18 protein-coding genes are annotated in these 19,553 nt (G+C 58.6%); 8 read left to right on the forward strand and 10 right to left on the reverse strand.

The features are described 5' to 3' along the window. Nucleotides 1–231 precede the first annotated feature (231 nt). The gene (gene clpX / locus HW556_RS02915; RefSeq protein ID WP_176897794.1) at nt 232–1,455 is read left to right on the forward strand and encodes an ATP-dependent Clp protease ATP-binding subunit ClpX; all 1,224 of its coding nucleotides are present in this window, start codon (nt 232–234) and stop codon (nt 1,453–1,455) included. A gap of 102 nt (nt 1,456–1,557) precedes the next feature. Here the strand turns inward: clpX and HW556_RS02920 are convergent, their stop codons facing one another. Further along, on the reverse strand, nt 1,558–2,331 hold the full coding sequence (locus HW556_RS02920; protein ID WP_176897797.1) for a TerC family protein: 774 nt from the start codon (nt 2,329–2,331) through the stop codon (nt 1,558–1,560). Nucleotides 2,332–2,589: 258 nt separating this feature from the next. Beyond that, on the reverse strand, nt 2,590–3,015 hold the full coding sequence (gene rnk / locus HW556_RS02925) for a nucleoside diphosphate kinase regulator (protein ID WP_176897799.1): 426 nt from the start codon (nt 3,013–3,015) through the stop codon (nt 2,590–2,592). A 667-nt stretch (nt 3,016–3,682) separates the two neighbouring features. Between rnk and HW556_RS02930 the strand changes: the two genes are divergently transcribed. Continuing rightward, a complete protein-coding gene (locus HW556_RS02930; RefSeq protein ID WP_176897801.1) occupies nt 3,683–4,237 on the forward strand; it encodes a GNAT family N-acetyltransferase in 555 nt (184 codons plus the stop codon). Between the two features lie 75 nt (nt 4,238–4,312). Here the strand turns inward: HW556_RS02930 and aspA are convergent, their stop codons facing one another. Further along, the gene (gene aspA, locus HW556_RS02935) at nt 4,313–5,725 is read right to left on the reverse strand and encodes an aspartate ammonia-lyase (RefSeq protein WP_176897803.1); all 1,413 of its coding nucleotides are present in this window, start codon (nt 5,723–5,725) and stop codon (nt 4,313–4,315) included. 136 nt (nt 5,726–5,861) lie between these two features. Then, complete coding sequence (locus HW556_RS02940; protein ID WP_176897805.1) at nt 5,862–6,743, reverse strand: hypothetical protein; 882 nt, start codon at nt 6,741–6,743, stop codon at nt 5,862–5,864. 232 nt (nt 6,744–6,975) lie between these two features. Here HW556_RS02940 and HW556_RS02945 point away from each other — a divergent pair, with 232 nt between their 5' ends. Together HW556_RS02945 and HW556_RS02950 are read left to right on the forward strand one after the other, a co-directional pair. Beyond that, complete coding sequence (locus HW556_RS02945; RefSeq protein WP_176897807.1) at nt 6,976–7,980, forward strand: fasciclin domain-containing protein; 1,005 nt, start codon at nt 6,976–6,978, stop codon at nt 7,978–7,980. 86 nt (nt 7,981–8,066) lie between these two features. Further along, nucleotides 8,067–9,653 carry a serine aminopeptidase domain-containing protein gene (locus HW556_RS02950; protein WP_176897809.1) on the forward strand — a complete coding sequence of 529 codons (1,587 nt, stop codon included), beginning with the start codon at nt 8,067–8,069 and terminating at the stop codon, nt 9,651–9,653. 89 nt (nt 9,654–9,742) lie between these two features. Here the strand turns inward: HW556_RS02950 and HW556_RS02955 are convergent, their stop codons facing one another. The 5 genes from HW556_RS02955 to HW556_RS02975 form a co-directional block, all read right to left on the reverse strand. After that, nucleotides 9,743–10,021: a hypothetical protein gene (locus tag HW556_RS02955; protein ID WP_176897811.1), complete on the reverse strand. Its 279-nt coding sequence runs from the start codon at nt 10,019–10,021 to the stop codon at nt 9,743–9,745. Between the two features lie 194 nt (nt 10,022–10,215). After that, on the reverse strand, nt 10,216–11,121 hold the full coding sequence (locus HW556_RS02960; RefSeq protein WP_176897812.1) for a DUF6929 family protein: 906 nt from the start codon (nt 11,119–11,121) through the stop codon (nt 10,216–10,218). 47 nt (nt 11,122–11,168) lie between these two features. Continuing rightward, complete coding sequence (locus tag HW556_RS02965) at nt 11,169–13,184, reverse strand: RICIN domain-containing protein (protein ID WP_176897814.1); 2,016 nt, start codon at nt 13,182–13,184, stop codon at nt 11,169–11,171. A gap of 187 nt (nt 13,185–13,371) precedes the next feature. After that, nucleotides 13,372–13,563, reverse strand: coding sequence for a hypothetical protein (locus HW556_RS02970; RefSeq protein ID WP_176897816.1), 192 nt, complete (start codon nt 13,561–13,563; stop codon nt 13,372–13,374). Nucleotides 13,564–13,955: 392 nt separating this feature from the next. Next, nucleotides 13,956–14,624, reverse strand: a complete 669-nt coding sequence (locus tag HW556_RS02975) for a response regulator (RefSeq protein WP_176897818.1) — start codon at nt 14,622–14,624, stop codon at nt 13,956–13,958. 247 nt (nt 14,625–14,871) lie between these two features. Between HW556_RS02975 and HW556_RS02980 the strand changes: the two genes are divergently transcribed. Beyond that, nucleotides 14,872–15,078 (forward strand): hypervirulence associated TUDOR domain-containing protein, encoded by a 207-nt coding sequence (locus tag HW556_RS02980; protein ID WP_176897820.1) that lies wholly within the window; start codon nt 14,872–14,874, stop codon nt 15,076–15,078. Nucleotides 15,079–15,221: 143 nt separating this feature from the next. Here the strand turns inward: HW556_RS02980 and HW556_RS02985 are convergent, their stop codons facing one another. After that, nucleotides 15,222–16,706, reverse strand: a complete 1,485-nt coding sequence (locus tag HW556_RS02985; RefSeq protein WP_176897822.1) for an amino acid permease — start codon at nt 16,704–16,706, stop codon at nt 15,222–15,224. Nucleotides 16,707–16,911: 205 nt separating this feature from the next. On the opposite strand from HW556_RS02985, the gene HW556_RS02990 reads away from it, so the two are divergent. From HW556_RS02990 to HW556_RS03000, 3 genes are all read left to right on the forward strand, one after another. Further along, entirely contained in the window at nt 16,912–17,367 is a 456-nt protein-coding gene (locus HW556_RS02990; protein ID WP_176897824.1) for a hypothetical protein, read from the forward strand. A gap of 298 nt (nt 17,368–17,665) precedes the next feature. Continuing rightward, nucleotides 17,666–19,039: an MBL fold metallo-hydrolase gene (locus HW556_RS02995; protein WP_176897826.1), complete on the forward strand. Its 1,374-nt coding sequence runs from the start codon at nt 17,666–17,668 to the stop codon at nt 19,037–19,039. 94 nt (nt 19,040–19,133) lie between these two features. Next, the gene (locus tag HW556_RS03000; RefSeq protein WP_176897828.1) at nt 19,134–19,493 is read left to right on the forward strand and encodes a DUF6970 domain-containing protein; all 360 of its coding nucleotides are present in this window, start codon (nt 19,134–19,136) and stop codon (nt 19,491–19,493) included. Nucleotides 19,494–19,553 lie beyond the last annotated feature (60 nt).

Raw genomic sequence — 19,553 nt, forward strand, 5'->3', positions numbered from 1 at the left:
CCGCCCGCGTTGAAAGTAATTCTAAGAGCGGGCGCGGCGGGGGGGGGGGAACAGCCCCCGCCCCTACCGCGTTTATCATAGAAAGCCCGCTGGTGCGGGCTTTTTTGTTTGCCTGACTTCCAACCTCAGCGGCACGTTTTGCCTCTCTCTTGGCGTTGGGGTTTTCGTACCTTTGACGCAAGCTGGTTAAACCGGCCGGCTTCCCTCCTATTTCAGCGAGTTCCTTTAGCAATGGCAGATATTACGTGTTCCTTCTGCGGCAAGAACAAGAAAGACGTTACGGTGATGATTTCGGGCATTAACGCTCACATCTGCGAACGGTGCGTGGGGCAGGCCCAGCAAATCCTGAACGAGGAAAATAAGATTCGGGCCAACTCCAAAACCCCGAAGTTCAACCTCGTGAAGCCGCGGGAGATGAAGGAATACCTCGACCAGTACGTGGTGGGCCAGGACGAAGCTAAAAAGGTGATGTCGGTGGCGGTGTACAACCACTACAAGCGCCTGATGCAGACCCCGCAGAAAGACGACGTGGTGATTGAGAAATCGAACATCATCATGGTAGGCGAAACCGGCACGGGCAAAACCTTCCTCACGCGCATGCTGGCCAACATTCTGCAGGTCCCCTTCTGCATTGCCGACGCTACTGTGCTTACCGAGGCTGGCTACGTGGGCGAAGACGTGGAAAGCATCCTGACGCGCCTGCTGCAAGCCGCCGACTACAACGTGGAAGCGGCCGAGCGTGGCATTGTGTACATCGACGAAATCGATAAGATTGCCCGCAAGAGCGACAACCCCAGCATCACGCGCGACGTGAGCGGCGAGGGCGTGCAGCAGGCCATGCTGAAGCTGCTGGAGGGCACGACGGTGAACGTGCCACCCCACGGCGGGCGCAAGCATCCCGAGCAGAAGATGATTACGGTGAATACCGAAAACATCCTCTTCATCTGTGGCGGCGCCTTCGTGGGCATTGAGCGCATCATCAAAAACCGCCTCAATACTAAGCCCATCGGCTTTGCCAAAACGCAGCTTGATGAAAAGGTAGACACCAACAACTTCCTGCGCTACGTGACGGCCCAGGACTTGAAATCGTTTGGCCTGATACCCGAGTTGATTGGCCGCCTGCCGGTGCTCACCCACCTCAACCCGCTCGACCACGCCACGCTACGCAAAATCCTGACGGAGCCCAAAAACTCCATTGTGAAGCAGTACCAGCGCCTCTTCGACATGGAAGGCATTGCGCTGAGCTTCTCGGAAGGTGCCCTCGAATATATCGTGGTGAAAGCCGACGAGTACCGCCTTGGCGCCCGCGGCCTGCGCAGCATCTGCGAAGGTATCATGACCGACGCCATGTTTGATATGCCTTCCGAAGAAGGTGTGAAGGAGCTAATGATAGACGAGGACTACGCCCGGAGCAAGTTCGAGCAGACTGCTATGAAGCAGTTGCGGGCAGCATAACCTAAAATAGCCGACAGCCGCCAGCTTTCATCAAAGAGGAGGCCCTGTTCCATCCGGCGTAAGCCAGACGGAACAGGGCCTCCTCTTTTGGCTATCGACCGCTTAATCGAAGTTGGAGTCGCGTAGTTGCACGGGGCCATCCGGCGACTTTTTGCGTAGCCGAATATTGAATAGCTCAACCAAAAGTGAGAAAGCCATAGCGAAGTACAGGTAGCCTTTCTCGATTTCCTGGTGACCGGCTTCCATTACCAGCATCACACCGATCATGATCAGAAACGACAGTGCCAGCACCTTGATGGTGGGGTTACTGTTGACGAATCCAGCTACTGTCCCCGAGAAGGCCAGCATCAGACCCATCGAGATAATCACGGCGACAATCATCACCAGCACATTATCCACTAGGCCTACGGCCGTCAGAATGGAGTCGAAGCTGAACACGATATCGACTATTATAATCTGGAAAATAACATTGGTCATGGTAGCCGAACCCGCGCCGGGCGTCTCCGTTTCTTCTTCGCCCTGTAGCTTGGTGTGCAGTTCGGTAGTGCTTTTGTAAATCAGAAACAGGCCCCCACCCAGTAGAATCAGGTCGCGGCCGCTCACGCCGAACGGCACATCCTGCCAAGGCAGGTTGAGGGTAAAGAGGGCCGTTCGCAGCCCGATAATCCAGCTGATACTCAGCAGCAGTCCGAGCCGGAATACCAGGGCCAGAATGAGGCCAATAGTACGCCCGCGCGCCTGCTGCGCAGGCGGTAGCCGATTGACAATGATAGAGATGAAGATAATATTGTCGATGCCCAGCACTATTTCCATCAGCGTCAGCGTCAGCAAGCTAACCCAAGTAGCAGGCTCAGCGAAAGCGGCAAAGTTGTACATGAAAAGTAAGTAAGAGTTAAAGGGGGAAAGTTAAAAGATACAGGGTCCAGCGACTCCTTTACAGCACCGTATTTGTTGCCTGATATGGCGCGCTGCTTTTTTCAGGACGCAAATTGCGCTGAAATGATTTAGGGAAGCCCGGCGGCAAAAATTTAGTTCTTCATCGAAGAATTTTATGCAAAAGACTTGCGCAAAGAGAGTGTAGCGCGAAGCTGGCTCTTCGTGCTACACTCTCTTTGCGTAATTCCTGATACTATGTTAGCTCGCTATGTCGCCGTCTGCTTCGGGCTGGTGTAGCACAGCTTCCACGAAGTAAGTAGCCTCGCCTTTGGGCATAGGCCACACTACTGTATCGCCGGGGCGGCAGCCGAGTACGGCGGTGGCCACAGGGGCCAAAATGGATATTTTTTTAGCCTTTATGTCGGCGTGGCGCGGATACACAAGCGTGATTTCGAGCGTGCTGTCGTTGGCTGCGTTGCGCAGGCGCACGCGTGAGTTCATGGTTACCACATCGGGCAGCACGGCGTACGATTCCACCATTTCGGCTCGTCTCAGTTCCCGCTCCAACCCTTCGACCACCCGATTGCCGGTTTGCTGGCGCTCCAAACGTACAAGTTCGAGCAGGCGCTGATAATCGACCTTAGTAATATAGATGGGGCCGGAAGTAGACGGGGCGGTTTTCATGGATGAAAAGGCAAAAAGTGAAAGAATACGCACGGCAGGGCCATCGGGTAGCACACGTGCTTTGCTCAAGTTACTATAAAGGTTGCGGGCCGGACCATGATCGGCCGGTTGTAGCCAGCCGATCCAGAGAGCCAGCAGGAGCCATACGGATATAGCCGCCAAATCGCCGGACCGCTAAGCCTTACTAATTCAGTATTTGTTTGCGGCCATTTATGAACAATATCTTCCCGCTCACCCAAGCCAACACTGGCGGCGAACAGTAGCGCACTGCTCCTGCAATGTCGTCAACTTAGCCCAGCCGTTGCAGCGGCATACGGGCCAGCATCCGCCTTCTTGATTCGGACATGCTTCCGGTGACCAATACCCAGGCACGCACCGCCCCAATTAATGGCTTTTACGCGCATAATGAAGACTAAATCGGAGGCCATATTGCGGGTCGTGTGATTGATGGCGGAAAAACGACAGGCCCAACTGGCCGTCGTAGGCCACATCGAGCTTATAGCCTTCGCCCCGAAAGCCTTTTTCGACGAAATAAGCGAGCTTGGACTCATCCTGCGCCAACAGTGCTTTCGTAAACCAGTGCGCTGAAAAAGCTCAAAACTACGGTAAACCCAACCGCTGCTGCTCGGCGGCTCGACAGTCCGCGTGTTTTTCGCAACTTGCCCCCATGCACGCTCCCCGCTTCGCCCCGCCCGCCCTCGTCCCCGAGCTCTACACCAATCGACTGCTGCTGCGGGCCTTCCGCATGGCAGACCTGCACGAGTACGCCGCCCTGCACCAGGACCCCGACTTCTACCGCCATCTGACCAAGAAACCCATGCCTGAGGAAGACACCTGGCGGCGCATGCTCACCCTCATCGGGCACTGGGCGCTGCTGGGCTATGGCTACTGGGCCTTGGAGGAACGGGCTACTGGCCGCTTCTGCGGCACGGTAGGTCTGGCCGAATATCATCGCGACCTCACGCCTTCCATCGACAATATCCCCGAAGCCGGCTGGGTGCTGGCCCCACGCCTACATGGCAAGGGCTACGCTGCCGAGGCCGTAGCCGCCGCCCTGGCCTGGGCCGATGCGCATTTGGCCGCCCCGCGCACTGTCTGCATCATCAATCCCGAAAACGAGCCATCGCTCCGGCTGGCCGCCCGCTTCGGCTACCGCGAAATTGCCCGCCCTACCTACCACGACGAGCCGATCGTGCTGCTGGAGCGCCGGATAGGCGCTTGATCACAGTTGCACAGGACGGGGTAGGATGCGAGGACAAGCCCCGCACCCTACCCCGTCCTGTGCACCCGCACTCGTTTATTGAATAAAGTCCGGGCGAATCAGGTTTTCGAAGGTGAAGATTTCGTCCCACTTTTTCTGCGTGAGCAGGCCGCGCTCGGTTACGGCAATATCATGAACCGATTTGCCGGTTTTGAGGGCTTCCTTGGCAATACCGGCCGAGGCCTCGTAGCCTAGCAGCGGGTTGAGTTGCGTTACGATACCCACGCTGCCGTACACCAGCTCGGCAGCGTGCTCGCGGTTGGCCGTGATGCCTACCACGCACTTTTCGCGCAGCGTGCGGCAGGCGTTGCTCATGTAGCTGATGCTGGTAAACAGTGCGAAGCTGATAACCGGCTCCATTACGTTGAGCTGCAGTTGGCCGGCCTCGGCGGCCATGGTCACCGTCAGGTCGGCCCCAATTACGTAGTAGGCCGTCTGGTTCACCACTTCGGGAATAACCGGGTTCACTTTGCCGGGCATGATGCTGGAGCCGGGCTGCTGGGCAGGTAGATTGATTTCGTTGAAGCCGCAGCGCGGGCCCGAGGACAGCAGGCGCAAATCGTTGCAGATTTTGGAAAGCTTAACGGCCGTACGCTTCAGCACGCCCGAGAGCTGCACGTAGGCGCCGGTATCGTAGGTGGCCTCAAACAGGTCGCCGGCCAGCAGCAGCTCCAGGCTCGAAATGGTGCTCAGGTGGCGCGTAACCAGCTCGGCGTATCCATTAGGGGCGTTTACACCGGTACCAATGGCCGTGGCGCCCATATTAATTTCGCTAATGAGACGGCGGCTGTCCTCGATGCGCGAGAGTTCCTCGCGCAGGTTGGTGGCAAAAGCCCGGAACTCGTCGCCCATGCTCATCGGCACGGCATCCTGGAGCTGAGTGCGGCCCATTTTCAGCACGTCGCGGAACTCGTCGCCCTTGGCGGCGAAGGCTTCGGCCAGCTCGCCCAGGCCTTCACTGTAGCTTACCAGCTTCAGGCTAAGGGCAATGCGGAAGGCCGTGGGGTAGGCGTCGTTGGTACTCTGCGAGCAGTTGACGTGGTTGTTGGGATGGCAGAACTGGTACTCGCCCTTTTGGTGGCCCATGATTTCGAGGGCCACGTTGGCAATCACCTCGTTGGCATTCATATTCACCGAGGTGCCCGCACCGCCCTGAATCATGTCAGTAGGGAAGTGGTCGTTGAACTCGCCGGCCGCTACCCGGTCGCAGGCCGCGGCAATGCCCTGGGCAATGTCGGCGGGCAGCACGCCCAGCTCGTGGTTGGCCAGGGCGGCGGCCTTTTTCACGAAGGCCAGCGCCCGCACAAACAGCGGCTCGGAAGAAAGCGGAATGCCCGTGATGGCGAAATTTTCGAGGGCCCGTAACGTCTGGATGCCGTAGTAGGCCTGGTTCGGAATCTCGCGCTCACCCAGAAAATCGTGTTCGAGGCGGAAGTCAGCAGTTGTCATAAGTAGTGGGCAGCGGATGGTGGGAAGTAGAGGACGAAGGTAAGCCACCCAACCGAAGCAGCCACCCGGTAGTGCCAGTGTGGCGCTACCGGGTGGCTGCTTCGGTTGGGTTCGGCTGGGTGTTTAAGCCGTGTGCCTAGAAATTGTACGCCAGTCCACCGGTTACGGATGTGGATTTACCCACGTTGCGGCCCGCCACGTAGGCGCTGCCGCCAACTACCAGCCCAAAGCCCTGCGCCAGCGGGCGGAAACCGCTCACGCCTACCCGGATAAAGTTGACACGGGTAGCCGGGAAAAACCCGTCGAAGCCCGGCTGCAGAATATCGGTGCCGGGGCCCGAGCGCTGCATGGTAGCCCAGCCGTCGACGTAAATGGAGGGACCAGCATAGCCGGTTTTCAGCTCGGCCAGAAAAGCGTTGGGCACCCGGCCCGAGCGCAGGCTATAGCCCGCCTGCCCGGTTACGAACACGCCCGAAGCCGTTTGCAAATGCGCAATGCCCGAGCTGGACACTTTAGTAGCGCGGTTGCCGATGGCAATAATGTACTCCAAGCCCTGTTCGCTTTTATAGTTGCTGGCCGGGGTGCTCAGGCTCACGGCACCCAGCAAATTGAGCACGCTGCTGCCCAACACCGTGGAATAGGCCTTGAACTTGAGTAGTCCGGTAACGTCCTGCAGGCCCTGGCGCACATTGGTGTAGCCCAGGTCGTTGATTACCTGCTCGCCGGCGTGGCCTTCGGAGCGGACATACGGCAGACTTATAACCGCCTCAATTTTATCGGTGAGGCCGTAGTTAGCAAACAGGTTGACCGACTGAATCTGAATCCGCTCAAAAATCGGCACGCGGTCTACTTTTTCGGGTACCAGATATACTTGCTGGTACCACTCCTGGGTAGTAGAAATGGAAACCGAGCCGTGTTTACGGCCCGACATAAAGCCGTTGCTCAGGCTCTGGGCCGAAGCCTGTAGAGCGCTCAGCAGCAAAACAGCCACGATGGGCGAGAAGTAGCGTTGTTTCATCGAAAAAAGAGGTTACACAAGAAAAGAAAGTTAAAGAGGCTTAGCCGGAATAACACAATTCCCGATTCGAGAACAAAAGTAGCCTTTCTTAGTTATCCTAGTTGCCGACTTACGGAAAATAATTAGCTAACGGTTTGCAAATTGAATAAATCCGAAGAACTTTTGTTCTCGTTAATACGCCCTGAATTCGACAATGACTGCCGAAAAAACCCAATTTTTGTTTCTTAAAAGCATGGCTAGATTCTCTACACGCTGTTTCTACCTTCTGGGCGCCACTTCGCTGCTATTGGCCAGCTGTTCCGAAAAGCAGGACGCCACTCCTTCCATCGCCTCTATTGCCGTCAATACGGCCGAGTTCCAGATATTAGAAGATGCTGCTGTACGGGGTGGAGTAGTACCGCTGCTATCCAATAAAAATCCTAACGACCCCAGCGGTAACTTCACGGTTTTTGCACCCAACAATGCGGCTTTCGCCCGGCTGGGCCTGAACTCGGCCGCCGACCTGAACAGCCTGCAGAAGGAGTTTCTGACTAACACGCTGTATTACCATGTTGCCAACGGCAACCTGCCCGGCACTGAGCTAACGGCCGGCAGCACTTCGCCCTCGGCCCTGACTTCCGCCTCGGACATGCCGGTAAGCCGCCGCATTGTAGTCCGGGCCGATGGCACGCGCTACGTGAACGGCTCGCGCATAGTGGCCACCGACGTACCGGCCGCCAACGGCACTGTTCATGTAGTGGATAAGGTGCTGCTGGCTACCGGAACCGATATCGTGCAGTCGGCTATTGCGCTGAGCCAGGCCAAGGTATTCGTGCAGCCAGAGCTGACGTTTCTGGTGGAAGCCGTGCTGTACGCCGAGTTGGACGGAGCCCTGTCGGCCACGCCGGGCGGCCCGCAACTCACCGTTTTTGCTCCTACCGATCAGGCCTTCCGCGAACTGGGCACCCTGCTGAACGTGCCGCTGCTGGTGCCGGCTGATATCCGTAAGCTGCCTAAAGCCACCGTGCAGGCGGTATTACTCAACCACGTGGTAGCCGGCAGCCTTTTCACGCCTGAGCTGCCCGAAAATGCCGCTGTAAAAGCACTGGGCGGCGGCAGCCTGCGTCTGGGGCCTTTCGCAACCGGTACGCTCACGGTACAGGGAGCCGGCAACGCTGCCCCAGCCGGCATGGTCATCCCCGATGTGCAGTGTATCAATGGGATAGTACATGTAATCAACCGGGTACTTCTGCCCTAGTGCCGGGCAGGCTTCCGACGGCCGGCCGCCGGAAGCTCAACCGTATATTCAATATCTTGCGGATGCCAATGGCCGGCTTCAGATTTATGACTATTTACATCCCATTTCGCTTCTTTCAGCGTGCGTTGCTTTACTTAAGGTTGCCGGCGGCGTTGGCGTGGCTGCTGCTACTGGCAGGTAGCCTGCCAGCGCAGGCGCAGGGCCCGGGTAAATACTCGCTCGAAGGGGAGTGGAAAGGCCCACTGGTTGTGCCGGGCGGCAGCCTGCCCATTCAGCTTATTGTAACAGAACTGGCCAGCGGCAACCGCTTTGCTGTGCTGAACGTGGTGCCCCAGCGCATCAACCGCATTCCCACTACCGTGGAGCAGCGGGGCGATACTGTGCTGTTTGTTGCCGAGCAGGTGGGTTGTCGGTTCAAAGGTGTGCGCACCCCCGAAGGCAACCGCCTGACCGGCATCTGGAGCCAGCCTGGTTACCAGGCGGCCCTCACGCTGGATTTTGTGCCCCCCCCGGTTGCCGCCGCCCCCAAAAGCTTTAAGTTTCCGCCCCCTTACCGGGTGCAGGCAGTTAAATTCGCCAACGAAACCGATAAGATAGCCTTTGCCGGGACGCTCACTATTCCGGCTGGCGAGGGGCCATTTCCGGCCGTGGCGCTACTCTCCGACTGGGGAGGGCAAGACCAGGACGGCCGCTACGGCGACTACAAGCTGCTGGGCGGCTTGGCCGACTACCTGACCCGGCGCGGTATTGCCGTGCTGCGCTTCCCCGATCGGGGCGTAGGCGAAACCGGGAGCCGCGCCGAACTGACCAGCCCCGAAGACCGGACCCGCGACGCCCAGGCAGCTTTGCAGTTCATGCGTACTCAACCCCTGCTCGACGCGGCAAACCTGGGCCTGCTGGGCCACGGCGAAGGTGGCAACGTGGCGCTGCTGGCGGCCGGCCGCCCCTTGCCCCCGGCCTTTGTAGTGACGCTGGCCGCCGCCGGGCAGTCGGGCCTAGAGGTGCTTAGCAGCCAACCCGCCGTAGGCTGGCCCACCGCCATAGCCGATTCGCTGCTGGCGCGCACGGCCCGCGAACGAAGCACCACCCAAATGGTTGGGCAGGCCCGGGTAGAGAAAATGCGCAGCAGCGGGGCCAACGCGGCACAGCTACAGATACAGCAGGAGCAGGTATTTCTGCGGCAGCGGGCCGAGGAAAAGAAACGCCTAGAGGCGCTGGCCCGCGAACAGCGGCCCCTGCTCGATATTGTGCGCCGCATTCCCGACGATGCCACCGCCCGCGACCTGCTGCTACAGGCTCTACGGGTGCAACGGCCCAGCCAGCCAGATTCGGCCTATGCTACGACAGCCGACCGCCTCACCACGCCCTGGACCCGCTCTTACCTACGCTTCTACCCTCAACAGGAGTTGGCGGCGGTGCAGTGCCCGGTGCTGCTGCTACACGGCTCCGACGATTTGCTGCTTAGCCCCGATGTCAATCTCAGCCTGCTGAGTAAGGGCCTGAAGGGCAACAAACTAGCTGAAAGCCACCAGTTGGATGGCGTCAACCACTTGTTTCAGGGTCCGGCCAACGAGTGGCCGCTTATCGATGGCCGGCAGTCTCCGGCAGTCTCCACGGCAGCCCTCGATGCTATCCGTAGCTGGATTCAGGCCTTGGCCCCACCAGTCAAGTAAAGGGTAAATATCATTGGGAAAATAAGACAACAGCGCCCGATTTCCAAGAGGAAATCGGGCGCTGTTGCTCAGCCACTTAGCGGTAGCACCTACGCTGCCCGGGACAGCGGGGCTACTACTTCAATATCCAGAATTTCGACCACGAACCCCTGTTCGGGCGCGTAATTTTTGCGGTATGACACCAGCAGCGCCCGGCCCTTGGCCGACTCGGCGGTGGTAGTACAGATTTCACCGTAGGCCTGCTCCTTTTCCAGGAAAGGACGCAGTTTTTCGATGGCGGGCAGAAACTCGGCGGGTAGCAGGCCTTGCCGCTCCTGCAGTTGAACGGCACTCACGGGGTACAGAAAACGGGTGGGAAGCAACAACATAAAATCGGGGAAAGATGGCACAATAGCAACCCCGAAAAAACACCCCTATTCACTGGATAATTCCCTGAGCCACACTATTCGTAGGCCCAGTTCAGCCATTGATTTTCAATCAAACGTAAGCCCGATTTACAACCGAAAAATTACAAACAAACGCTTCTGCTCTCATCCAGGAAACGACTACAGAAACTGACGACTTAAACAACGAACTCGGCCATTACGACCGTCGAGCCGCCCGCGTCGTCGTCGGTTACCAGCAGCAGCTCGTAGCGGCCGCGAGCTACTTGGCGACGCACGGCTACGCTTTCTACCTTGCCTAAATAGGGACGGCCATCGGGCCACACCAGGCGTGCCAGCGCCGCAGTGCCCGCTTTAGGGGGCAACACGCCTACAAACGAGCCCAGCACAGCTCCGTCGAGCACGGCGTCGACCGTGTCTTCTACCGAAGCCGTTACAAACAACTGGCCCGCAAACCAAGTGGCCCCTGAGAAACCAGCTGGTTTTCCATCAATAATCGGCAACTGAAAACGTTGCGCCTGCACCGGGGGCGGCAAAGGTTGCCGGCGGTACAGAAAAGCCAGTGTGCCGGCCAGCGGCAGCCGAAACAACAGGTTGCCGCCAACTACTGCCCCTACCGTGCGCTGCAACAGCAACAACTCGGTGGTGGTAGCGGCGGCGGCTTCCAGGTTGAGCGTGGCACCAGTCGGCAGATGCGGGCGCAATGCCGCGTACAGGCCCGCCATACTTAATGGGTACACGCTGCCGGGCAATTTCTCGGGGCCAGCCAACGGCACCCAGTAGCCCTGCTCGCGGGCCGGTGTGGCACCCGAGCCCAGGGCCAGCAGCCCGGTTTCACCGTCGGCAGCACAAACAAGGGTCAGGCACTCCAGGTCGGGTTTGAGGTTCTTGGGAATGCGTCCCTGGCTGAAATGGGCCGTTTCGAACAGTGCCGTAGCCTTATCAGTGGCCAGCGTGGCCGCATCGAGCCGATATAGCCAAGGAGAATCGTCGCCGATAATGTACAGCGCGTTACCAACCAGCTCGGCCCCCGAAGCAGAGGGCAGATTGGGGAGGGCAACTTCGCGGTGAACGATGGCGTGCATATCGGTAGTGGAACAGCGAAGCCGCCTCACCAGATGACCCAAGAGGCCTATTTCACAATGGTGAACTCGACGCGGCGGTTGAGCTTACGGGTATTTTCCTGGGCGTTGGAGGCGCGCGGACGGCTGCCACCCAGCCCTATGGTGCTGATGCGGCGCTCGGCTACGCCTCTACTCACGAGGTAGCGCTTCACCTCGTTCACGCGGTCTTCCGACAGCTTCACGTTCAGGTTGGCCGCGCCCTGGTTGTCGGTGTGGCCTTCGAGGCGGATATTCACCATGGGGTTATCCTCGAGGGTGCGGGCTAGGCGGTTGAGCTCGGTGTAAGAGGCCGGCAGCAGCGTAAACTTGCCCTGGGCAAAAATCAGCGTCGGCAGTTCCAGGCTGGAGCCCACAGCGGCTGGCACCAGCGTCAGTTCCACGTTGCGCGAGCCGGTCATGGTAATGGTGTCGGTGGCAGTGAGGTAGCCTACGCGGGTGGCCTGAATGCGGTAACGACCGGGCGGCAGCGTCATCTGGAAAGCGCCCAGCGCTACATCGGTACGGGCGGTGGCATTAAACATCAAGTCGTTGCCCAAGCGGTTGACCTGCACCTGGGTAGCCAGGGCCTTGCTGGTTTTGGCATCGAGCGTGCGGCCCGTGAGCAGCGTGCGGGGCGTGGCGGGGGTGGGCGCAACCACAGCTACCGGCGGGGCCACCACTGTGTCGGGAGCGGCCGGCTTGGCACCCGTGGCAGTGCGGAACAGGTCGGCGGGCCCGTTTACCGAAGCAGTGGAGGAGAAAAAGGCCTGCTTCTCATCCGCCGACAGGCTCAGGTAGGCATTGAAACCGGGCCCGTTCATAGGAAAGCCCAAGTTGCGCGGCTCCGTCCAGTTGGTCCAGGAATCATCGAGGCGGGTGCTCACGAAAATATCGGAGCCACCGTAGCCGGCATGGCCATATGAACTGAAGTACAGCGTCTTGCCATCACTGGAAAGCCAGGGCGCAAAGTCGAAGCCCGGCGAGTTGATGACGGCGCCCAGGTTGAGCGGCTGAGCCCAGAGGCCACTGGGCGTGGGCCGGCTCACGTACAGGTCGTTGGCACCTTCCGAGTCGCTTCGCTCTAGGCTCAGCAGCAAAATCTGCTGATCGGGGCTCATAAAGAAGCCGGTGGCCGGGCCGGCCGAGTAGTAATTGGCTACCTCCACTTCCTGCGGCCGGTTTTTTTTGACCGATACGCTACGCGGCACCTTGCTCAGGCCCGCATCCTGAAACGAGCCGTCGCGCCCGTAGCTGCCGCGCACTATCAGGGACTTGCCTTCTTCTACCACGCTCATCACGCCGTTGTGCTGACTGGTATTGAGCTCGTCGAAACGAGTGGCGGGTGCCCAGGTCTTGCCATTGTTGGCCGAAGTACTCAACCAGATGTCACCCGATTCGGTAATGCCCTCGGTGTTGCCAGCGAAGCGGGTGCGGCTGAAATACAGGGTATTGCCATCGGGCGATACCACGGGTTGCAGCTCGTTGCCGGCGGGCGTATTCAGGCTCAGCAGCGGCTCGGGTACGCCAAATCCGGGCAGCGAGGGGTCCAGGTTGAGTCGCAGCTTAAACAGCTTCCATTGCTGCGAGGCGCGGTTTTGGGGTTTCTGGCCCACCACGGGCGTGCCATTAAATTTATCGGCCGCCGCCAGGGAAGCGCATTTGTCGTTGCCCCGGCTAACCAGCATAAAGCTGCCCAGTGGCCCCGAAGGAACCAGTTTCCATTGCTGGTAAAAGCTGCCGTCCCAGGGGCGCTGGCTTAGGGGCGCATTTTCTTGGGGGCCGGTGAGGGTGAGGCACTGGCCGGTGTGGCGCACTACAATCCGGAAGAACTCGCTGCCCGCCGACGCCGGCACAAAGCGCCACTGCTGGCTATCGGTGTGGGTGAACTCCCACTGCACGGCGGCGGCCCCGGCTTCGGCCGAGGCGTTGGTAATATCAAGCGAACGGCCGCTGCTACGCGCCACTATCCCGTACCAGGCCGAAGCATCGGGCAGAAACGGGCCGCCCGGCTGGGCCTGGGCGCTGGCCGACAGCAGTAAAAACAAGGAAAAAAACCAGGTGGTCCGGCAAAGCAAAAGCTGAATCATGCACACAAAACGATGAACGAGCCGGCAAGTTACCCCATTTGCCGGGCTGCCTGCCGGTGCCCCAACACCAGGGCACCGCACCTCCCAACGGAAGCGCGGTGCCGGTTTACCTGGCTCAACCACTCGGACAAGGGTTAGCAGATGGCTAGTTGTTGTGCATGTACTTAAAGCGCACGAACCGCTCGTTCTCATAAATGGCCGCAAAATGCCCACTTGGAGTGGGGTTTTCGGTTTTGCGCGGAGCAGACTTACGGTTGGTGGCAGCAGAAGCGGTAGCATGAGCCCCGGCACTCATTGCTGGTACGTGGCAAATGAAGGAGAGGATTTTTGACGACATGACAGCAGAAAGTTTAATATGAGTAGAAGCGTAGCAGAGAGGTGTTCTCGTAGGCTGAGGTGCTACCGCCTGCAGAAAACGGTTTTGAAACGGCACCCAACAACATGACGATATTTTTATTCAATTGAATGATACCAAGGTACATTTTTTATTGATAAAATCTAAAACATCCCGCTATTAGAGTAAAAAATACGTGCCAGTACGTAGGCACCGTTCTACATCAGCTGCCAAACAGCTTATCCTATGGCTATTAAGCCATAGCCCCGACGACATAGAATGGAAGTAGCCGCCGGGCACCATACAGCTGAAAACACCCGCCCCGCAACCTGACATCCCCTTTGGAAGGTGTCTGGTTGCGGGGCGGGTGTTTTCGGCTGACGGCTTAGTGGCAGCTACGCAAGCAGGTTGTGGCGGATGGCGTATTGAATCAGGCCCACCACCGATTTGGAGTTGGTTTTCGCCAGCAGGTTGCGACGGTGGGTTTCCACTGTCCGTTCGCTGATAAACAGGGCTTCGGCTATTTCCAGATTGGAGTGCTCGCGGGCCACAAGCTGCAGAATTTCCCGCTCGCGGGGGGTGATGCAAGACGGACGGGCAGCCTCTAAGCCGGCCGCAATCTGCTGGCACTGGAGCAGTGTATCGGCTACATCCTGGCTGAAGTAGGTGCCGCCCACTGCTACCTGCCGGATGGCAGTGCTCAGTTCGGTACGGCTAGCAGTTTTAAGCACATAACCGGCCCCGCCGGCCTCCAGCACTTCGGCTACAGTTGTGTGGTCATGAAACATACTCAGGGCCAACACCCGCACATCGGGCCAACCAGCTCGGATGGCGCGGGCCAGTTCAATGCCACTCATACCGGGCATGCTCAGGTCGAGCAACACCACGCGCACATGCGGGTGGGTTTCGAGCTGCTTCAGCGCCTGCTCGCCACCATTGGCCTGGGCTACCACCTGCAAATCGGGTTCGGGCAGCAGCATTTGCCGGATGCCTTCTACTATCATCGGGTGGTCATCTACCAACAGTAAGTTGATAACGGTTTCAGACACAGAGAAAACGGGCATGAGTAAGAATTACGCTAAAAAAGGCTATAGGCACGTAGCACAAAGCCCCAGTAATCACTTGTAGATACAATACGATCAGCCTCGGGCCCGAGCCTACCATAACAGACCCGGGCTTTAAGGAAGGTACATAAATCCGGGCGGACGCGCGTCGGGCTAGGTAGCCCCTGACAACGCGCCCAGGGCATTGACGTAAACCAAGGTGCTACCTCTACCTTTTATTTCCATACCCACTTTTCCCCATTCTCCCATGCGCAAAGGCACTCAGGTAAGCTGGAAATACGGCACTGGCACCGCTACCGGCAAGATCGAGCAAACCCACAAAGAAACCGTCAGCCGCAAAATTAAGGGGGCCGAAATTACTCGCCATGGCACGCCCGAAAACCCCGCTTACCTCATTATACAGGAAAACGGCGACAAAGTGCTCAAGCTGAAAAGCGAAGTATCGGAGGCGTAGCCATATTAACGATACTATTAAGGGCAAAAAAAAGACCTCGTTAGGCCAAACACGTCGTGGTAACGATGTCGTTTGGCCTAATGAGGTCCTTTGATTTTACTAGCACGCTTGGCAGTGCATTAGCTACCAGGCTTTCGTTTTTGCTAGCTGATTTGGGCGGCTTCGGCCTCCCGCTCGCGGTTGAGCTTGCTGTTGTGACGACCGTAGAAGAAGTAGATAGCTACGCCAATAACCATCCAGATGATGAGACGCAACCAGGTGTCCCAGGGCAGGTTGAACATCATGTAGCCGCAGATGAGAATACCCAGGATGGGTACGAGCGGTACGAAAGGCGTTTTAAAGGGCCGTACCACATCGGGGTCGCGGCGACGCATAACGATAACGCCGGCGCACACAATAATAAAGGCGAATAGCGTCCCGATGCTCACTAGCTCGCCCAGCAGGCCTACGGGCAGAATGCCGGCTACGGTGGCAGCCACTACCCCCGTGAAGATGGTAGTGATGTGGGGAGTTTTGAAACGCGGGTGTACCCGGCCAAAAATAGCTGGCAACAGGCCGTCGCGCGACATGGCAAAGAAGATGCGGGGCTGGCCCATAAGCATCACCAGAACCACCGAAGCCAGACCGGCAATGGCGCCGATACCGGTGAAGAAATACAGCCACTTAAGCGCCGGGCCAGCAGCTTCGAGGGCCACGAGTACCGGGTCGGGTACGTTGAGGTTTTTATACGAAGTCAGACCGGTGAGTACCAGCGCCATCAGCACGTAGAGCAGGGTACAGATACCAAGCGACAAGAGCATGCCGATCGGCATATCGCGCTGGGGGTTTTTGGCCTCCTGGGCGGCGGTGCTCACGGCATCGAAACCGATGTAGGAGAAGAATACTACGGCCGCGCCACGCACAATACCTTGCCAGCCGAAGCGCGAGCTACCGTCGGGCAGAATTTCTACCTGCGGAATGAAAGGCTCCCAGTTAGCCGCATTCACGTATTTGAAGCCGAAGCCGATAACGAGCAGCACGATGGCCACCTTAATGAACACGATGACATTGTTAAAACGGGCCGATTCCTGAATTCCGATAACGAGCAACGTCGTCATAACCCCAATCAGCAGCACGGCGGGCAGGTTAATGAACGAGCCAGTCAGGGCAAATTCGCCGCCATCGTAGCTAACGGGGGCGCTGGCAATGGCAGCGGGCAAATCGATGCCCGATTTGTGCAGGATGCTGACCACGTTGCCGCTCCAGCCTACGGCCACTGTCGCGGCACCAAACAGGTATTCCAGAATCAGGTCCCAGCCGATAATCCAGGCGACAAACTCGCCCAACGTGGCATAGCCGTAGGTGTAAGCCGAGCCGGCAATCGGAATCATGGAGGCGAACTCGGCGTAGCACAGGCCCGCGAACAGGCACCCCAGGCCGGCAATGATAAAGGAGATGACGATGGCCGGACCAGCGGCGTTGGCCGCCGCCGTGCCCGTGAGCACGAAAATACCGGCTCCGATAATGGCACCGACCCCGAGCAGGGTGAGGTTGGTAGCCGTCAGGGTCCGGTTCAGCCCGCCGCCTTCGCCCTCATCGGACTCGGTCATGAGCTTTTCGAGCGACTTTCTGGCGAAAATATCTGCCATAGAAGAAGAGGTATTAAAGAGGTGAAAAAAGGTGAGAAGAAGCCCTAAAGAAGCGGAAAGTTCCGTTCAGGTGGCCCGAATATAGGCTATAATCCGGTTTGTGGGGCACAAACCGGGCAAAGCAGCGCAAAAAGCCGCCCCCTTTAAACCTCCCGGCCGCGCCGGCGTCTATCGGCCATAAACCAGGCCCACAGACTCTCCTTCTATGAAAAAGTTGCTCACTCTACTGGCTCTTGCGGCCCTATCGGCCAGCGCGGCTACTGCTCAGGTTTCGCCTGGTCGCAAAAAGGCTACGGCCGCTGCCATGCAGGACGGTTCGCCCACTAACGCCCCCGAAAACGCACAGCGTCAGGCACCTATGTCGGCTGAGCAGATAGCCGACCGTTTCACCCAGCAACTGGGCCTCTCGGCCGGGCAGCGCGAACAGCTTATCCAGCTCGAACAAAGCCGCCGCACCGACGCCCAGGCCCGTCGTGCCGGCAGCCCACCACCTGCCGACACCAGCCCGGCCGAGAGGCGCCAGACGGTCCAAACCCGGCAGCAGCAGTATGAAGCCCAATTACAGGGCATTTTCACGCCGGACCAATATGCCCGCTATGCCCAGCTGCGCCAGGAGCGCCAGCAACAGCGCGGCAACCGCCGAATGCAGACCCGGCATTAGCAGGCGGCCGGCGCAAGCCGTAATTCGTTTGAGCCGACCTGAAAACCGGCCCGCTTCCCGGCGGGTCGGGCGCAGGCTACCGGGAAAAGCGGACGGGCCGATACTACGTGCCGCCCGCAGTGAAGTGCCACCTTGGCTGGGCCCCGCACCAGTTTAGGTGGCGTTTTTTCTAGTGGGCAGGAAGCCGGTGCGAACAACTTTTGCAGCACGGAGCAGTTGGGTTACGTATATTTGAAAGTATGCCCCTCTGCAACGGCTCAGCAATGGCCGGGGCACCTTTCACCACATCCAACACCCCATGAGTCCTCTGCCCAGTAGTACCGGCTCGGTACAAATTCAGCAGTTTTACGATAAAGGCCTGGCCCACGCCAGCTACGCCATCCGCAGCGAAGGTCAGATTGCCCTCATCGACCCCGCCCGCGACCCGCAGCCCTACTACGATTTCGCCGATGAGCACGAGGCCCGCATAGTGGCCATCATCGAAACCCACCCTCACGCCGATTTTGTTAGCTCGCATCTCGAAATAGCCCAGGAAACCGGCGCTCCTATCTATATCAGCCAACTGGCCCAGGCCGGCTACCCGCACCAGGGTTTCGACGATGGGCAGCGCATCGTGGTGGGCAGTGTCGAGCTGCACGCGCTCAACACGCCCGGCCACTCGCCCGACTCCATCAGTGTGCTGCTGATGGACGAGTTGGCCAAGACCCGGGCCGTATTTACCGGCGACACGCTATTTGTAGGCGACGTGGGCCGGCCCGATTTGCGCGAATCCGACACGGTAGGCGGGCACAGCCGCGAGTCGTTGGCGGCCCAGCTCTACCACAGTACCCGCCAGAAGCTGATGACACTGCCCGCCTCTACCAAGGTATACCCGGCCCACGGCCCCGGCTCGCTGTGCGGCAAAACCACCAGCTCCGACCTCGACAGCACTATTGGTAAGGAGACAAAAACCAACTACGCTCTCCAGCCTATGAGCGAGGAGGATTTTGTGAAGGTCTTGCTAGAAGACCAGCCCTTCATGCCCAAGTATTTCGGGCACAATGTGCTGCTCAACAAGCATGGTGCCGCGCCCTTCGAAGACAGCATCCGGACGGTGCCACGCCTGCGCGATGAAACCGAGATGGAGCCCGGCCTGCTGGTAGTAGACACCCGGCCGGCCGACGAGTTCCGGGCCGGCCACCTGCCCGGGGCCATCAATTTGATGGATGGGGGCAAGTTCGAAACCTGGCTGGGCTCGATTGTAGGGCCCGATGAGCCGTTTTACTTACTGGCCGACTCGCAGATTGCTCTCGATACGATCATCCGCAAGGCGGCCAAAATCGGCTACGAAACCAATATCAAAGGCGCCCTGCTCGCCCCCCGCGAACAGTCCGACACCAGCCCCGCTGCCGACGTAGAACACGTGCGCCAGCACCCCAGCAGCTATACCATCGTCGACATCCGCAACCGTACCGAAGCAAAAGAACGGCTATTCGACAACGTCCTGAATATTCCGCTGCCCGAGCTGCGTGAACGAACCGCCGAAATTCCAACCGACAAGCCCGTGCTAATACACTGCGCCGGTGGCTACCGCTCGGCGGCTGGTGCCAGCATTGTGCAGGCTGCTTTGCCGGATACGGTGGTGTACGATTTAAGCGAAGCAGTTACCTCGTTTCAGCAGCAGTCCGCTTAAAACCAGCTGGTGGCTGTGCAACCTTTCTCGGTTGCAGCTAACTCTTACGTGTCGAAGCTATATCAGCTTCGACACTTTTTTTTATGCCAGTTCTGTGAAACGAACCATGCTATTGTTAGCCTTGAGCGCGCTCGGCTTCGGTTCCTGCAAAGACACAATGGAAGGCGTAGAGCCCAGCAGCGGCTGCATCACGGAGAAGGTGCAGCAATTCGCCAAGGGAAGCTCCTGCAAAACCGGACCGCGCACGATAGGAGCCAGCATAAAGGAGTTCCGTTTTCAGGACCGGCTGGTAATCGTCTTCAGCCCGGGTAACTGCGGGGCCGATGAAGCGTCGGATGTACTGGACGAAAACTGCCGCAGCATTGGCTTTTTAGGTGGCTTTAGCGGCAACACGACAATAAACGGAGAGTCGTTCAGTAAGGCCGAGTTCAAGCGAACCCTGTGGGAGCAGTAGCCGGTGGCTGCGGTGGTATGGCTTCACACAGCGCCCGATACAGCAGGTTTCTGCCGGCCG

It is taken from the genome of Hymenobacter terrestris (assembly GCF_013377905.1).
GTDB classification, from domain to species: domain Bacteria; phylum Bacteroidota; class Bacteroidia; order Cytophagales; family Hymenobacteraceae; genus Hymenobacter; species Hymenobacter terrestris.

Bases quoted from the DNA above. Each gene is read 5' to 3' on its own strand.
- HW556_RS02955 (WP_176897811.1), bottom strand. From the start codon at position 10,021: ATGTTGTTGCTTCCCACCCGTTTTCTGTACCCCGTGAGTGCCGTTCAA.
- HW556_RS02930 (WP_176897801.1), top strand. From the start codon at position 3,683: ATGCACGCTCCCCGCTTCGCCCCGCCCGCCCTCGTCCCCGAGCTCTAC.
- HW556_RS02940 (WP_176897805.1), bottom strand. From the start codon at position 6,743: ATGAAACAACGCTACTTCTCGCCCATCGTGGCTGTTTTGCTGCTGAGC.
- rnk (WP_176897799.1), bottom strand. From the start codon at position 3,015: ATGAAAACCGCCCCGTCTACTTCCGGCCCCATCTATATTACTAAGGTC.
- HW556_RS02960 (WP_176897812.1), bottom strand. From the start codon at position 11,121: ATGCACGCCATCGTTCACCGCGAAGTTGCCCTCCCCAATCTGCCCTCT.
- HW556_RS02975 (WP_176897818.1), bottom strand. From the start codon at position 14,624: ATGCCCGTTTTCTCTGTGTCTGAAACCGTTATCAACTTACTGTTGGTA.
- HW556_RS02995 (WP_176897826.1), top strand. From the start codon at position 17,666: ATGAGTCCTCTGCCCAGTAGTACCGGCTCGGTACAAATTCAGCAGTTT.
- HW556_RS02970 (WP_176897816.1), bottom strand. From the start codon at position 13,563: ATGTCGTCAAAAATCCTCTCCTTCATTTGCCACGTACCAGCAATGAGT.
- HW556_RS02950 (WP_176897809.1), top strand. From the start codon at position 8,067: ATGACTATTTACATCCCATTTCGCTTCTTTCAGCGTGCGTTGCTTTAC.
- HW556_RS02920 (WP_176897797.1), bottom strand. From the start codon at position 2,331: ATGTACAACTTTGCCGCTTTCGCTGAGCCTGCTACTTGGGTTAGCTTG.
- clpX (WP_176897794.1), top strand. From the start codon at position 232: ATGGCAGATATTACGTGTTCCTTCTGCGGCAAGAACAAGAAAGACGTT.
- HW556_RS02985 (WP_176897822.1), bottom strand. From the start codon at position 16,706: ATGGCAGATATTTTCGCCAGAAAGTCGCTCGAAAAGCTCATGACCGAG.
- aspA (WP_176897803.1), bottom strand. From the start codon at position 5,725: ATGACAACTGCTGACTTCCGCCTCGAACACGATTTTCTGGGTGAGCGC.
- HW556_RS02980 (WP_176897820.1), top strand. From the start codon at position 14,872: ATGCGCAAAGGCACTCAGGTAAGCTGGAAATACGGCACTGGCACCGCT.
- HW556_RS02945 (WP_176897807.1), top strand. From the start codon at position 6,976: ATGGCTAGATTCTCTACACGCTGTTTCTACCTTCTGGGCGCCACTTCG.
- HW556_RS02990 (WP_176897824.1), top strand. From the start codon at position 16,912: ATGAAAAAGTTGCTCACTCTACTGGCTCTTGCGGCCCTATCGGCCAGC.